A 13,111-nucleotide genomic window follows, 5' to 3' on the forward strand; every position below is an offset into this window, starting at 1 on the left:
TCGTCCATGTGCGCAGCAAGCTTCCCTTGCATGCCGTCCCGGGGAGCCGGCTGATACCGGCCGAGGTGACCTTGAACGACGGTGCCCGTCCGCCGATGCCGCCCCTGCTGATCGCCGTGGCGGGCATCTGCCTCGCGTGCATCGCGGCGACCGCGATGTCGGCGTTCACGACCACCTGGGCCGTCGAGCTGGGGATGTCCGAGCACCGCGCCGCCACCGCAGCGGGCGTCGGCAGCCTGCTCTCCGTAGTGGCTCGGGTGGCCACCGGCGTCCTGGCGGACCGACGGGGCCGGGCGCACCTCCCCGCCGCCGCGATCCAGGTCGCCGTCGGCGCGGTCGCCCTCGCTGTCCTCTCCGTCCCGCACCTGGCGGCCTTCTGGCCCGGGATGCTGGTCGCGTTCTCGATCGGGTGGGCATGGCCGGGCCTGCTGATCCTGGCCATGATGCGGCTCGCCCGCGACAGTCCGGGCACGGTGTCCGGCCTGGTGCAGGGCGGGATGTTCCTCGGCGGGGCCCTGGGCCCGTCGCTGTTCGGCGCGACCGTCGCCGCCGCGGGTTTCACCGTGGCCTGGCTCGCCGCCGCCGCGGTGATGGCCGCGGGCGCCGCGCTCCTGCTCGTCGCCCGCCGTGCGTTCCTGCGCCATCCGGACGGCGCGACCGCGCCGACCGCGGCGGCGTCACCCGCGGCCTGACCGCCCCGCAGTGCCACCCGCGCCGGTTGACGGCACGACGGCGGCGCGGCCCGCGGCCAGCGCGGCGCCGGTGATCGTGACGAGTGCACCCAGGATCAGTGCGGATCCCTCGCCCGCGGCGAGCACGTGCAGTTGTTCGCCGACGGTGACCGCCGCGACCGGGACGCCGATCTGCGCCGCCGCGAGCACGCCGAGCGGCAGGGGCTGCCCGATCGCCCGCATCACGACGTGCGCGACGATCGCCCCGACGCCCAGGGCGAGCCCGACCGCGACGAACTTCGGATGCGAGACGAGGTCCCGCAGGTCGATGCGGGCGCCCAACCAGACGAAGAAGAGCGGCGCGAAGAAGCCCTCCTCGATCGCGAAGAGCTGCTTGGCCACCCGACGGGGCTCGCCCACCGCGGCGACGGCGAGGCCCATCGCGAAGCCCGCGAGCATCACCGAGACGTGCATCCGCGTCGCCACGGCCGCGAGCAGGAACAGTCCCACCAGACTCACCCGCAGCTCGACGGCGAACCGTCGTTCCTCGGAGACCTCGTGCACCCGCTGACGCCACCCGCGCTCCTCTGCGGCGCGCAGGAGCAGGTACGCGACCACGGCGGCGGCGCCCACCGCGAGGGCGCCGACCGCCGCGCGACCGGCCGTCGACGGATCGATCACCAGGGGTAGCGCCACGACACAGACGGTATCGGCGATCGCCACCTGCGCCGTGAGCGCCAGCACCGGCTTCCCGGTGAGCCCCGCGGAGTCGATGATCGGCAGCACCACGGCCGCCGACGACGAGGCCATGAGCACCGCGTACAGCGGCGCGTGGCCCGTCCCGAACGCGGTGGCGAGCCCGGTCCCGAACACCGCCGCGACGACACCGACGATCACCGCCCGCAGTGCGCCGGCCCCGAGCGCCGACCGCACCGCCGGATCCCGCACCGGGACGTGTGTGCCCGCCACGAACATCACGAGGGCGAAGCCGATGTCGGCGAGGAAGGTGAAGGTCGGCTCCGACGCGTCCAGAACGCGGAATCCGGTGGCCCCGAACACCACGCCCGCCACCAGCGGCCCGACGATCGCGGGGATGTGCCACGACTTCCGCAGCGCCAACACGGGTCCCAGCAGCCCCAACGCGGTGACCAGCGCGAGCGTCGAGAAGGTGAAGGTCATGGGAGGACGCTACTCCTGGCGTACCGCCCGGAAGGCGCGCAGCTCACGGGGCGTGGCCGATTTCCGAAGAAGGTCCTCTTCTTCGTCGTCGAGCACGCAGACGATGCCCGTCGGGAAGGTGCCGTCGGCGACGAGTTCGGCCTTCGCCCGGCGCATCGCGCCGAGCAGCGCGTACCCGTAGCGGGCGTGCGCGGCGTCCCAGGCCTTCCGGCCGAGCCCCTCGACCGCGTCGTTCAGCCGGTCCTGCCACGCGTCGAGCGGCGCCCGCTCCGCCCACCCGTCGTCGGACCGGGGCCACCCGGGCGGGTCCCAGAGCTCGCTCGGCGGAACGGATTCGACGGTGCCGAGGGCCGGATACGGCAGCTGGATCACCGAACCGCGCTCGGCGTAGAAGCTCGTCAGAGCGTACGCGTAGGGCAGCTCGCCGTCGGCCTGATACACGAGCGCCCGGGCGACCGTCCGCAGCTCGTCGGCGACGGCGTCCTCGAAGCCGAACCAGTCGAAGTCGGGCGCGCCGGCTCGGGGGCTCACCGCTTCACGACGTGCAGGTCGGCGAGCGTGGTGAGACAGTCGGCGGCCATGGTCAGGTCGGCCTCGGCGAGCATGGACCGGACGACGTGCTCGACACCCTCCTGCCCGCCGATCGCCAGTCCGTAGACGTACGGGCGGCCGACGCCGGCCAGGGTCGCGCCGAGGCCGACGGCGCGCAGGACGTCGACGCCGTCGCGGATGCCACTGTCGAAGGTGGTCGGCAGTCCCGCTTCGAGGACGCTCTCGAGGTGGCCGATCGCGGGCAGGCCACCGTTGGCCTGCCGGCCGCCGTGATTGGAGCAGGCGATCGCGTCGACCCCCTCGGCGGCCGCCCGGCGGGCGTCCTCGGCGTGGCAGATGCCCTTGAGGATGATCGGCAGGTCGGTGGTCCGGCGGATTCGGGCCACGTCGTCCCAGGAGAAGGTCGGCTTGCTGAACAGCGACGACCACACGATCCCGGCGTGCAGCGGCGGCGGGCTGTCCACCCCGCAGAGCTCGATGAACCGGGGGTCGCTGAGGTAGTTGGCGAGGCAGCGGCCGCGCAGGAACGGGATGTAGCCGTTCCGGAGGTCGCGGGGGCGCCAGCCCAGGCTGCCGGTGTCCAGGGTGATGGTCAGCGCGTCGAACCCGGCCTTGTCGGCGCGGCGCACCAGACTGTCGGTGAGCTGATCGTCCTTGGTCGGGTACAGCTGGAACGCCGCGAAGGAGTCGCCGCGCGCGTCGGCGACCTCCTCGAGCGTCGCCTCGGCGAGGGTGGAGTACATCGCGGCCACGCCGAGGGCGTCGGCGGCGCGGGCCACGGCGAGATCACCGCCCTCGTGCACCAGACCGTTCACGCCGACGGGGCACAGGACCACGGGGGCCTCCAGCTCCGCGCCGAGGAAGGTCGTGGAGAGGTCGCGCACGCTGCGGTCGCGGAGCATCCGTGGGACGAAACCGTAGCGGCGCAGTTCGCTGACGTTGACGTCCTGCGTGGTCTCGTCGCCGGCGCCGCCGCGCACGTAGTCGAAGGTGGCGGGGTCGAGCACCTGCTGCGCGCGGGCCTCGAGGTCGTCGAAGGTGTAGGGGAAGCGGCGGTGCTTCGCGAGCAGCCCCTCCGCGTAGATGCCGTCCTGGAAGCTGCCGAAGTCCGCCATGGAGGGACCGTAGCAGTGCCGGTCAGGGAGCGGTCAGGAAGTCCAGGGCGTCGACGGTGGCCTTCGGCTCCTGCAGGTGGTAGCCGTGCCGCATGCCGGGGTAGACGCGCAGTCGCGCACCGTCGATCCCGTCCCGCAGGATCGAGGCGTTCTCCGCCGGGCACATCCGATCCTCGGCGCCGTGCAGGATCAGCGTGGGCGCCGCGATCCACGGCAGGGCCTTCGCGGCGTCGTGGTCGGTGCTGGCCGCGAAGTGCGCGCGCTGCGCGGGCAGCGACCTGGGCCGGGCGAGGATCGCTTCGGCGGCCTCGGGATGCCCGCCGAGCCAGTCCGGGGTGAAGAACAGCTCGAGCAGGGCGCGCCGGTCGGAGCGGACCAGGATGCGGAGCACCTCACTGGGACGCGCCACACCGTGCGCGTCGCCGACGGTGGTGGCGCCGAGGATCAGGCGGCGTACCCGGTCGGGATGGTCCGCGGCGAGCCACTGCGCGGCCCGGCCGCCCATGGAGAAGCCGTAGACGTCCACCCGATCCCCGATGGCGCCGGCGGCGCGAGCCGCGTCGAGCACCGCGAGGGCGTCCTCCGCGCAGTCCCGGGTGCTCCAGCGGCGCGGGAACGCGTCGTCGCTGTCGCCGATACCGCGGTGGTCGAAGGTGATGACCGGCCCGGCGGCGCGGAAGTCGTCGGCCACGGGATCCCACGACGATCCCGCGAGCGCCTGCCCGGCGAACAGGAGCACGCCGGGCCCCGTCGCGCCCGGCGCCGCCGGTCGGACGGTGTACGCGAGCCGGGCACCGTCGGGCAGCGTGGCGTGAGGCATGGGCCAACCCTAGGACGTCACATCGGAGCGACGCCGCTCACGGTGCCGCCCGGCGATCACCTAGAATCACATCCCATGTCTGTTCACATCTTCTACGGTTCCTCGACCGGCACCGCCGAGGGCGCCGCGAACGCCATGTTCGACGTGTTCGCCAAGGCCGGCTCCGTCGAGCTGCACGACATGATGGACGGCGAGATCGACGCGCTGGATCCCGCGGACTTCCACGTGTTCTCGTGCGCCACGTACGGCGAGGGCGAGCTGCCCGCCGGCACCACCGAGTTCTTCGAGGAGTTGCTCGAGGCCGCTCCCGACCTCACGGGCCTGCGCTTCGCGGTTTTCGGCCTGGGCGACACCATCTACGTCGACACCTACAACGCCGGCGGCAAGACCATCGTCAAGCACCTGACCGGCCTGGGCGCCACCCAGGTGGGCGACCGCTTCGAGCACGACAACTCCGGCACCGACGACGTGGACGAGAAGGCCGTCGAGTGGGCCGAGGAGATCGTCGGCCAGATCTGACCTCTCTCGGGGGGACGCACCCTGACAGCCGAACGCCGCCGCGGAGATCTCCGCGGCGGCGTTCTTTCGTCGGTCCGTACTACTGGGGCACGGTCAGGGTCGGCGGGGTCGTGTTGACGCCGGCGCACGCCTCGCAGACGGAGGCAGGGATCACGCCGCGGCGCTGCAGCCACCCGAACACGATGCAGCCCAGGCACAGGCCGAGCGCCGACTCGAGCAGCGCGGCGACGACCAGCAGGCCGAGCACGATCTGCGCCGCGAGGTGGTTCCCCGTGAGGAAGAGCACCAGCGCGACGGTCGAGAAGACGAGGCCGATGGTCTGCGCGAACCGCTTCGGCGGGCCGGGCACGAGCTTGGCCGGGCCGAGGCGCGGGGCGATGACGTGCACGGAGAGCCGGCCGAAGGGCGAGTAGCGCGGCCCGCCCGCAACGCGCAGCGCGAAGCCGATGGCCAGCGCGGCGTAGAGCCACCACTGCCCGGCGACGATCGTGACCACCGCGAGGACGACGACGAGCGCCGCGGTCGCGCGGGCCGCGTACTCGTTGACGGGGTTCGGGAAGGAGAAGAGACCACTCACGCCGCCGAGACTATCGCCGCGCGTCGGCCGCGCCCAGGGTTGCGCTCGCGATGATTCTCATCCGCCGGCCAGCCGCAGGAGCAGGGGGATCGAGCCCCGCAGCTGCGCGGTCTCGTCCGCGGTGAGGTGCTTGCCGCCGGTGTCCACGAGCCACGCGTCCTGCGCGGCGTCGCGGGCGTGGAGTACGGCACGCCCGCGCTCGGTGAGGGCGACAGGGCGCCGTCGGCCGTCGGAACCGTCGGCGTCCCCCTGCAGAAATCCTCGCCGGCGCAGATCCGCGATCGCGGCGGACACGTTCGAACGCTTCATCTCCAGCCGGTCGCCGATCGCCGTCGGGAAGGCCTCGGGCCCCAGCGTCTCGACAGTGGCGAGGACGAACAGCTCGGAGCCGCGCAGCCCCGCGGCGGGCAGCCGCCGGAGTCGCTCCCCCAGCAGGCCCACCGCGAGGCGCAGCGCCTCGGCGTCGCCGGGCAACACCGGCGCGCTACTCGTCGTCGACGGTGCCCGCGACCGGCCCGGCTGATTCGACCGGTGCCGGCGCCGCGCCGTCGAGCAGCTTCGACAGGTCGATGCCCTGCGCGCGCAGGGCCGCGACGATCGACGCGATGGACTGCGCGGAGAGCCCGAGCAGGCCCCCGGTCGCGTCGTTCTGCCCGCCGCCGATGATGTTGATGCTGTCGATCGCAGCCGTGGCCTCCGACTGGGCGCGAACCGCGCCCTCGATGGTGGCCAGGACCTGCGGCACGAGAAGCAGTCGGGCGGCGTCCGAGTTGTACTGGTTGAAGGCCTCGGCCTGGGCCTGCTTACCCGCGGCATCGGCGCGCAGCTCGGCCTCGAGCGCCTCGGCCGCGGACTTGCGGGCCGTCGCCTTCGACTCGCCCTCGAGCCGGATCGACTCGGCGTGCACCTCGGCCTGTGCGAGCTTGCCGGCCGCATCGGCGCGGAGCTCGGCCTCGACGGCGGCCGCGGCCGACTTGCGGGCGTCGGCGGCCGACTCGCCGTCGAGCCGGGTCGAATTGGCGCGGGCCTCGGCGGTGAGGATCGCGGACTGACGTTCGCCCTCAGCCCGGGTGATCGCGGCCTGGCGCTGCGCCTCGGCGGGCGCGATGACGTCCGCCTCGAGCGCGGCCTCGGCCTGCGCGCGACGCTTCCGCTCGACCTCGGTGCGCGCCTCGATGCGGGCCGCCTCGGCCTCCTCGAGCGCGATGCCGACGTTCTTCTCGGCCTTCGCCTTGGCCAGCGGCCCGGCCTGGTCGGCCTCCGCGTTCTGCGCCTCGGTCTGGGCGCGCAACTGGGCGATGCGCACGTCCCGGCTCTGCTGCGCCTCGGCGATCGCGGTCTCCGCCTCGGTCTGGGCGATCTCGCCCGCCCGGCGGGCGTCGGCGGAGCGGATCAGGGAGTCGCGCTCGGCCTCGGCCTTGCCGATGTCGGCGTCGCGCTTGACCTCGGCGATGCGCTTCTGGCCGAGCGACTCGAGGTAGCCGTTGCGGTCCTCGATGCCGGCGATCTTGAGGATGTCGACCTCCATGCCGATGCGGGCGAGGTCGCCGCCGGCCTCCTCGACCACCCCGCGCGCGAGGGCCTCACGGTTGCTGTTGAGGTGCTCGACGGTCATCGTGGCCGCGATGCCGCGCAGGCTGCCGGCCAGGATCTCGTTGATCTGGTTCTCCAGCTCCGCCATGTTCGCGGTGAGGAAGCGCTGCGCGGCGGTGCGGGTCATCTCGTCGGTCGTGCCGATGCGGACGAGACCCACGGCCTGCAGTTCGACGGGCACACCGTCGATGCTCCGGGCGTTGTTGAGCGCGATGCGCACCTCGAACGGGCGCAACGGCATGTAGTCCACGCGTTCGAGCCCGGGCACCTTGAACCGGGCGCCGCCGCGGACGACCTTCATCTCCCCGCGGCCGGTGAAGATGGCCACCTGGTCCGGCGGGGATTTGATGTAGTTGTGGAAGAAGATCCACAGCGCCAGCAGGATCACGATCACCGCGGCGCCGGCCGCGATAAGGGCCATCATCATGACATTCCCTCCCTGTTCCTTCTACGTTTCGTTCGTGCGGCGCGCCGGCGGGCAGCGCCTCAGTCCTGTGTGTTGAGCGGCTGCACCACGAGCCGGTCACCGTCGACATCGACGATGAGTACCGATTCGCCCGGACGCGCGGAGGCCCCCGGGTCGACGAGGACGGCGTTGGTGACCGCGCGCACGGACTCCGAGTCCAGGTAGCGCACCTGCCCCCAGCCGCCCGCGGGGATCTCCATGCTGAGCTCGCCGATGGTGCCGATCGCCGCCCGGAGCCCCGCGACGGTGCCGGTCTGGGAGCGGCGCATGGCCCGGAGCACCAGCATGAGCACGCCGTAGGCGACGACGCCCGAGGCCGCGGCCGCGATCACCACGGCGGCAAGCGGCACCGAGGTTCCCGCCGACAGTGGCCAACCGACGACGCCGAACACCCCGACGGCCGCCGCGAGCGCGGGCGCGCTGAGCCAGGGCAGACCCGCGTCGGCATGCGGGCCCCCGATATCGGCACCCCCGATATCGATGTCCCCCAGGACGAGTGACGCGACCAGGACGAGCACGCCGACCACGGCACAGACTGCGAAAGCGGTAACCACGGGCGCCTCCTCTGCGCTCGGATCTCCTGATTGCAGAATAGCAAACAATGCGTACGAGGCGTGCGCCCGCGGAAATCTGTTTCCATCTTATTAGTTGTGGTCATACAATCCTTGTATGTCTACAAGCATTCCCGACCTCGGGCCGCGCCGGCGAGCGCTGATCCTCGTCGCGTGCAGCCTCAGCCTGCTCATCTCCTCGATGGACGCGACGATCGTCAACGTCGCGCTCCCGGCGATCGGCCGCGACATGACGGCGTCCGTCACCCACCTGCAATGGGTGGTCGACATCTACACGCTCACCCTGGCCAGTCTCCTGGTCCTGTCCGGCGCGACGGCGGACCGGTTCGGTCGCCGACGGATCTTCCGGCTCGGCCTCACGGTGTTCGCCGCGGGATCACTGCTGTGCAGCCTGGCGCCCACCGTCGAGGTCCTCATCGCGGCCCGCGGGATCCAGGCGGTCGGCGGCTCGATGCTGTCGCCGGTCGCCCTGTCGATCGTCACCGCCGTCTTCACCGATCCGGCCGAGCGCGCCCGTGCGATCGGGCTGTGGGGTGCGGTCGTCGGCGTCTCGACGGCCGTCGGGCCGCTGGTGGGCGGCGTGCTCATCGACGCGCTCGGATGGCGATCGGTGTTCTGGGTGAACCTGCCGATCTGCGCCGTCGCGATCGCCCTCACCTACGCCGTGGTGCCCGAGTCCAGGGCCGCGACGCCGCGCAGTATCGACCCACTCGGCCAGATACTGGCCATCGCGGTCATGTTCACCGCGGTGTTCGGGCTCATCGAACACGAGCCGCTGGTCCTGCTCGCGACCGCCGTCGCGCTCGGCGGCTTCATCGCCCACGAGCGCCGCCATCCGTCGCCGTTCATCGACCTGCGCTTCTTCCGCAGCATCCCGTTCTCGGCGGCCACCCTCACCGCGGTCTGCGCCTTCGCGGGCTTCGGCGCGTTCCTGTTCACGATGTCGCTGTACCTGCAGAACACCCGCCACTTCTCCGCCGTGCAGACCGGCCTGATGTTCCTGCCCATGGCGCTGTGCGTGTTCGTCGCCTCCCCCGTGTCCGGACGCCTCGTCGCACGGTTCGGCCCACGCCCCTCGTTGCTCGGCGCGGGCGTGCTGATGACCTGCGCGACGGTCGCGCTGACCGCGGTCGGGCCCGCCACGCCGTTGCCGGTGCTGGGCGTCGTGTTCGCCGTCTTCGGCACGGGTTTCGGACTCGTCAACGCGCCGATCACCAATTCCGCCGTGAGCGGCATGCCGCTCGACCGCGCCGGAGCCGCGGCGGCCGTCGCGAGCACCAGCCGGCAGGTCGGCGTGAGCCTCGGGGTGGCGTTGTCGGGGCTGCTCGGGGGTGCGTCGCTGTGGTGGGCGACCGCGGGCTTCGCGGCGGTCGTGGTGATCCTCGCGCTGGTGTCCACCGGCGCCCGCGCCGAGCGCTCCCGCGAGCGCATCGCTCCCCTGCTCGCGCCGAAGGAGGCCGCGGATGTCCACTGAGAGCCCCGACGAGGTCTGGAGCCTCCTCGTCCACGCCGTCATCGACAGCCGTTCGGACTGGCGGCGCGCCGTCACGGAGCGCACCGGGCTGCCCTTCAGCCGCCTGCGGGTGCTCAAGCGGTTGCACCGCTACGGGCCGCTCACGCTCAAGGAGCTCGCCGCGCTCGCGGACATGGACGCCCCGGCCGCCACCGTCGCCGTCAACGATCTCCAGGCGCGCGGCCACGTCGAGCGGACCGTCTCCCCCGAGGACCGGCGCGCGAAGGTCGTCACCATCACCGACGCCGGACGCGCCGTCGTCGAGAAGATGGCAGCGGTCGAGGACCCGGCGCCGCCCGCGATCCGGTCGCTAGCGCCCGGGGAGCTCGCGCGCCTGGCCGAGCTCGCGCGGGCGCTGGCCGGATAGCTCGTCGACGACCTCGTGCGCCACGTCGAGGGGCTCCTCGGCGCGCGGCCCGGGCTCGCCCGCACGCGCGTCGACCGTCACCGCGGGACCCGCGGCACCGTCGGCCGACGGTGCCGCCACGCTCTGCTCGATCGTCCCGACGGTGACCTTCCGGGTGCGGCGCATCGAGAAGGTGACCTCCTCGACCTCCTCGTAGGACTGCTGAACCGTCCGCGTCTGCTGCCCGCCCGGCAGTACCCGGGCCACGAAGGACGGCACGAGCGGGCGCACGAACCCGGCGATGGTGCGCGCGGCACCGTCGAGCACGGGCGGCACGAACGGGTTCGGCGTGCGCGCCACCTCCCGCTCGGGGACCGCGAGCCCGGGCGCCTCCGTGGCGGGGGCGGGCACGGGCAGGTTCGTCTCGTCGGGCACGGTCGCCTCCTGGGCGGGCTCGGGATCGTCGGTGGCGCTGGTGATCACGGGGATCGGGCCCGTGGGTGTCTCGTCCGCAACGGGCTGGTCCGGCAGCAGGGCGGCGAGGCTCGCCGCCTCCGCCGCCGCCGCGATCGGCAGGAAGTCATCGTCCGGGGCCCGGCTCACGGTCGCCGGGCCCGACGGTGCCGGACCCGACGGTGCCTCCCGCACGTACCGGCGCGCCGTCACGGCCACGGGCTCGAAGCCCGCCGCCTCCAGCGCAGCTGCATTGTGCGCGACGCCCCCGACGGCCCCGAGGGCCGGCAGCACCTGCGTCGGCCGATCCTGAGCCAATGCGATGTCGACGCGCCGCTCCTGGCGCCCACGATCGATCGCGAGCTGCGCGGCGGCGGCGAGGCGCTCGCTCTCGAGCTCCTGCCGGCGCCGGATGTCGCGGGCGGTCTCGCCGCGCCACAGCCGCAGGAACAGCGGCAGCAGCGCGAGCACCACGCAGACGAGGTCGATCGCGATCCGCAGCGCCGCGGCGGACGGCGAGTGCGCCGTCACGCCGTTCAGCGCGACCCATCGGGCGCCGATCCCGTCGTCCCCGTCGGCGACGGCGGCCTCCCGTGCGGACTGCGCGTCGGACCGCGCGCCCTCGACCCGCGCGTCGAGGGCCGGCGACCGGGCAGCGCGGGCGGCGGTCGCACGGTCGAGGTCGGTCTGCGCGGCCGCGAGCCGCTGGTTGGCGGTGCGGGTCTCGGGCCCCTGACCGGGCACGCCGGTGATCGTGGTCTGCGGGCAGGCGGGCCCCGGCCGGTACTCGCAGCGGGCCACGACGAGCGCCTGGTCACGCCGGGTGGACGCCTCCGTGACCGCGGTGTCGAGCGCGGCCCGATCGGCCCGGGCGGCGTCGAGGTCGGCCTGCGCGGCACGCACCGCGGGCGCGGCGGAGGCCGCGGACACGGCGTCGGCGCGCAGCCGGTCCTCGACGGCGCCGCCCAGCGCGAGCACCGAGACCGTCTCGCCCACGACCAGCCCGATCAGAGCCGCGACGAGGAACCGGCTGGGTAGCGCGGCGCGGCGGCCGGGCGCGGCCAGCAGGAAGCAGATCGCGCCCCCGACCAGCGCCGCGAGGATCGCGAGGATCAGGACCGTCGTCATGGCACCTCCTTCGCCGCGATAGAACTCCGCCGATCTTCTCTCAGAAACCATCCCAGCCCGGGGCCGGTCGCGCCCAATCGTGTGGCCGCTTTCACAGCGCGAACTACCCATGCGGACCGAGTACTTCTACGCATCCGCGGGCGCGCCGCACGCGGCAGGCTGATGGCCATGACCAGTACAGCATCGGCCCCGAAGCCCACCGCAGCCTTCTTCATCCAGTCCGCCATCGCCTTCGCCGTTTCCGCGGGTTCCCTGCTCGTGGGCGCCTTCTACCTGCCCGTGGACCCGTGGCAGCGCGGCTTCCTCATCGTGGGCGCCCTCTTCCTCATCACCAGTACGTTCAACCTCGCCAAGGTCATCCGCGACCAGCAGGAGGCGAACAGCATCCGCGTCCGCGTCGACGAGGCCCGGCTCGACAAGCTCATGGCGGAGCACGATCCGCTGCGCAGCGTGGGCTGACGTCGGCCTTCAGACCAGTCCACCCGTACCTCGGGCGAACGTCCCGAAATCGCTCCAACCGACGGGCACGCACCCATGATGGAGACATGACCGCGACCATGCGCGCACAGCGCTTCCATGCCGACACCCGGACGATCAGTGTCGAGGACGTACCGATTCCCGAGCCCGGCCCCGGCGAGGTGCTGGTGAAGGTCGCGTTCTGCGGCATCTGCCACTCCGACCTGAGCCTCATCAACGGCACGTTCCCGGCGATGCTCCCCGAGGTCACACAGGGCCACGAGGCGTCGGGCACGGTCGCGAAGCTGGGGCCCGGGGTGACCGGTTGGGCCGAGGGCGACCGCGTGATCGTCGCCGCAGGCCGGCCGTGCACGACCTGCCCGAACTGCCGGCGCGGGAACCTCGCCGACTGCACGCAGGTCAAGATCATGGCGTTCGCCTACGACGGCGCCTGGGCCGAGTACACCGTCGCCCAGGCCGCCGGGCTGACCCGCGTCCCGGACAACGTCCCCCTCGAGCAGGCGGCGATCCTCGCCGACGCGGTGTCGACGCCGTACGGCGCGGTCGTGCGGACCGGCAAGGTCGGCATCGGCGAGTCCGTCGGCGTGTGGGGCCTGGGCGGGGTCGGTACGCACGTCGTGCAACTGGCGCGCCTCGTCGGTGCCGCACCGATCATCGCGGTCGACATCAATCCCGAGGTGCTCAAGCGCGCACTCGAGCTCGGCGCCGACCACGCCTTCGACTCCCGCGACGAGCAGCTCGGCGCGAAGATCGCCGAGGCCACCGGAGGCCGGGGCCTCGACGTCGCGTTCGACGCCGTGGGTCTCAAGGCGACCTTCGAGCAGGCGCTGAGCCACCTCACCGTCGGCGGGCGCCTGATCTCCGTGGGGATGAGCGACCAGGAGCCGACCGTCGGGACGACGACGATGCTGGGGCTGACGCGCAAGCAGGTGTTCGGTCACCTCGGCTACAAGAACGTCGACATCGAGACCCTCGCGACGCTCGTCTCGCTCGGCCGACTCGACCTGTCGAGGTCGATCAGCGGCATCGTGCCGCTGGAGGACATCGCGGCGGGCATCGACCGGCTCGAGCGGCACGAGGGCAACCCGATCAGGCTGCTCGTGCAGCCCTGACACCGGGCCGCGGGTCGG

Annotated in this window: 15 protein-coding genes; 6 read left to right on the forward strand and 9 right to left on the reverse strand. The window is 72.8% G+C overall.

The features are described from left to right. A partial coding sequence (locus tag ABZX10_RS22205; protein ID WP_355545304.1) for an MFS transporter occupies positions 1-692 on the forward strand: 692 nt, incomplete at its 5' end. Here ABZX10_RS22205 and ABZX10_RS22210 read toward each other — a convergent pair. From ABZX10_RS22210 to ABZX10_RS22225, 4 genes are read right to left on the reverse strand one after another with little or no spacing between them, the layout of a single operon-like run. Then, on the reverse strand, positions 678-1,850 hold the full coding sequence (locus tag ABZX10_RS22210) for a cation:proton antiporter (protein ID WP_355545306.1): 1,173 nt from the start codon (positions 1,848-1,850) through the stop codon (positions 678-680). The two genes, ABZX10_RS22205 and ABZX10_RS22210, sit on opposite strands and share 15 nt — an antisense overlap. A 9-nt stretch (positions 1,851-1,859) precedes the next feature. Beyond that, positions 1,860-2,381, reverse strand: a complete 522-nt coding sequence (locus ABZX10_RS22215; RefSeq protein ID WP_355545308.1) for a hypothetical protein — start codon at positions 2,379-2,381, stop codon at positions 1,860-1,862. Further along, positions 2,378-3,517 carry an alpha-hydroxy-acid oxidizing protein gene (locus ABZX10_RS22220; RefSeq protein WP_355545311.1) on the reverse strand — a complete coding sequence of 380 codons (1,140 nt, stop codon included), beginning with the start codon at positions 3,515-3,517 and terminating at the stop codon, positions 2,378-2,380. The genes ABZX10_RS22215 and ABZX10_RS22220 overlap by 4 nt, the downstream gene beginning before the upstream one ends. Before the next feature lie 22 nt (positions 3,518-3,539). After that, complete coding sequence (locus ABZX10_RS22225) at positions 3,540-4,337, reverse strand: alpha/beta fold hydrolase (RefSeq protein WP_355545314.1); 798 nt, start codon at positions 4,335-4,337, stop codon at positions 3,540-3,542. Positions 4,338-4,412: 75 nt separating this feature from the next. Here ABZX10_RS22225 and ABZX10_RS22230 point away from each other — a divergent pair, with 75 nt between their 5' ends. After that, a complete protein-coding gene (locus ABZX10_RS22230) occupies positions 4,413-4,856 on the forward strand; it encodes a flavodoxin domain-containing protein (RefSeq protein ID WP_355545317.1) in 444 nt (147 codons plus the stop codon). Between the two features lie 79 nt (positions 4,857-4,935). Here the strand turns inward: ABZX10_RS22230 and ABZX10_RS22235 are convergent, their stop codons facing one another. From ABZX10_RS22235 to ABZX10_RS22250, 4 genes are all read right to left on the reverse strand, one after another. Continuing rightward, positions 4,936-5,433, reverse strand: a complete 498-nt coding sequence (locus tag ABZX10_RS22235) for a DUF4395 domain-containing protein (RefSeq protein WP_355545320.1) — start codon at positions 5,431-5,433, stop codon at positions 4,936-4,938. Positions 5,434-5,490: 57 nt separating this feature from the next. Continuing rightward, a complete protein-coding gene (locus ABZX10_RS22240) occupies positions 5,491-5,910 on the reverse strand; it encodes a MarR family transcriptional regulator (RefSeq protein ID WP_355545323.1) in 420 nt (139 codons plus the stop codon). 7 nt (positions 5,911-5,917) lie between these two features. Next, complete coding sequence (locus ABZX10_RS22245; RefSeq protein ID WP_355545431.1) at positions 5,918-7,450, reverse strand: SPFH domain-containing protein; 1,533 nt, start codon at positions 7,448-7,450, stop codon at positions 5,918-5,920. A 62-nt stretch (positions 7,451-7,512) separates the two neighbouring features. Beyond that, entirely contained in the window at positions 7,513-8,046 is a 534-nt protein-coding gene (locus tag ABZX10_RS22250) for an NfeD family protein (RefSeq protein ID WP_355545326.1), read from the reverse strand. A 115-nt stretch (positions 8,047-8,161) separates the two neighbouring features. On the opposite strand from ABZX10_RS22250, the gene ABZX10_RS22255 reads away from it, so the two are divergent. Together ABZX10_RS22255 and ABZX10_RS22260 are read left to right on the forward strand one after the other, a co-directional pair. Then, the gene (locus tag ABZX10_RS22255; protein WP_355545329.1) at positions 8,162-9,538 is read left to right on the forward strand and encodes an MFS transporter; all 1,377 of its coding nucleotides are present in this window, start codon (positions 8,162-8,164) and stop codon (positions 9,536-9,538) included. Then, a complete protein-coding gene (locus ABZX10_RS22260; RefSeq protein ID WP_355545332.1) occupies positions 9,528-9,944 on the forward strand; it encodes a MarR family transcriptional regulator in 417 nt (138 codons plus the stop codon). The genes ABZX10_RS22255 and ABZX10_RS22260 overlap by 11 nt, the downstream gene beginning before the upstream one ends. Here ABZX10_RS22260 and ABZX10_RS22265 read toward each other — a convergent pair. Further along, on the reverse strand, positions 9,888-11,504 hold the full coding sequence (locus tag ABZX10_RS22265) for a DUF4407 domain-containing protein (protein WP_355545335.1): 1,617 nt from the start codon (positions 11,502-11,504) through the stop codon (positions 9,888-9,890). The two genes, ABZX10_RS22260 and ABZX10_RS22265, sit on opposite strands and share 57 nt — an antisense overlap. Positions 11,505-11,672: 168 nt before the next feature. On the opposite strand from ABZX10_RS22265, the gene ABZX10_RS22270 reads away from it, so the two are divergent. Both ABZX10_RS22270 and ABZX10_RS22275 read left to right on the forward strand, forming a co-directional pair. Continuing rightward, on the forward strand, positions 11,673-11,963 hold the full coding sequence (locus ABZX10_RS22270; protein WP_355545338.1) for a YiaA/YiaB family inner membrane protein: 291 nt from the start codon (positions 11,673-11,675) through the stop codon (positions 11,961-11,963). An 86-nt stretch (positions 11,964-12,049) separates the two neighbouring features. After that, positions 12,050-13,093, forward strand: a complete 1,044-nt coding sequence (locus tag ABZX10_RS22275) for a zinc-binding dehydrogenase (protein WP_355545341.1) — start codon at positions 12,050-12,052, stop codon at positions 13,091-13,093. Positions 13,094-13,111 lie beyond the last annotated feature (18 nt).

The organism is Tsukamurella sp. NPDC003166, from assembly GCF_040611135.1.
In the GTDB taxonomy this organism is placed as follows: Bacteria; Actinomycetota; Actinomycetes; order Mycobacteriales; family Mycobacteriaceae; genus Tsukamurella.

Excerpts from the sequence above, each read along its gene's own strand:
- ABZX10_RS22210 (WP_355545306.1), bottom strand. The coding sequence starts at position 1,850 with ATGACCTTCACCTTCTCGACGCTCGCGCTGGTCACCGCGTTGGGGCTG.
- ABZX10_RS22220 (WP_355545311.1), bottom strand. The coding sequence starts at position 3,517 with ATGGCGGACTTCGGCAGCTTCCAGGACGGCATCTACGCGGAGGGGCTG.
- ABZX10_RS22225 (WP_355545314.1), bottom strand. The coding sequence starts at position 4,337 with ATGCCTCACGCCACGCTGCCCGACGGTGCCCGGCTCGCGTACACCGTC.
- ABZX10_RS22230 (WP_355545317.1), top strand. The coding sequence starts at position 4,413 with ATGTCTGTTCACATCTTCTACGGTTCCTCGACCGGCACCGCCGAGGGC.
- ABZX10_RS22245 (WP_355545431.1), bottom strand. The coding sequence starts at position 7,450 with ATGATGGCCCTTATCGCGGCCGGCGCCGCGGTGATCGTGATCCTGCTG.
- ABZX10_RS22255 (WP_355545329.1), top strand. The coding sequence starts at position 8,162 with ATGTCTACAAGCATTCCCGACCTCGGGCCGCGCCGGCGAGCGCTGATC.
- ABZX10_RS22260 (WP_355545332.1), top strand. The coding sequence starts at position 9,528 with ATGTCCACTGAGAGCCCCGACGAGGTCTGGAGCCTCCTCGTCCACGCC.
- ABZX10_RS22265 (WP_355545335.1), bottom strand. The coding sequence starts at position 11,504 with ATGACGACGGTCCTGATCCTCGCGATCCTCGCGGCGCTGGTCGGGGGC.
- ABZX10_RS22270 (WP_355545338.1), top strand. The coding sequence starts at position 11,673 with ATGACCAGTACAGCATCGGCCCCGAAGCCCACCGCAGCCTTCTTCATC.
- ABZX10_RS22275 (WP_355545341.1), top strand. The coding sequence starts at position 12,050 with ATGACCGCGACCATGCGCGCACAGCGCTTCCATGCCGACACCCGGACG.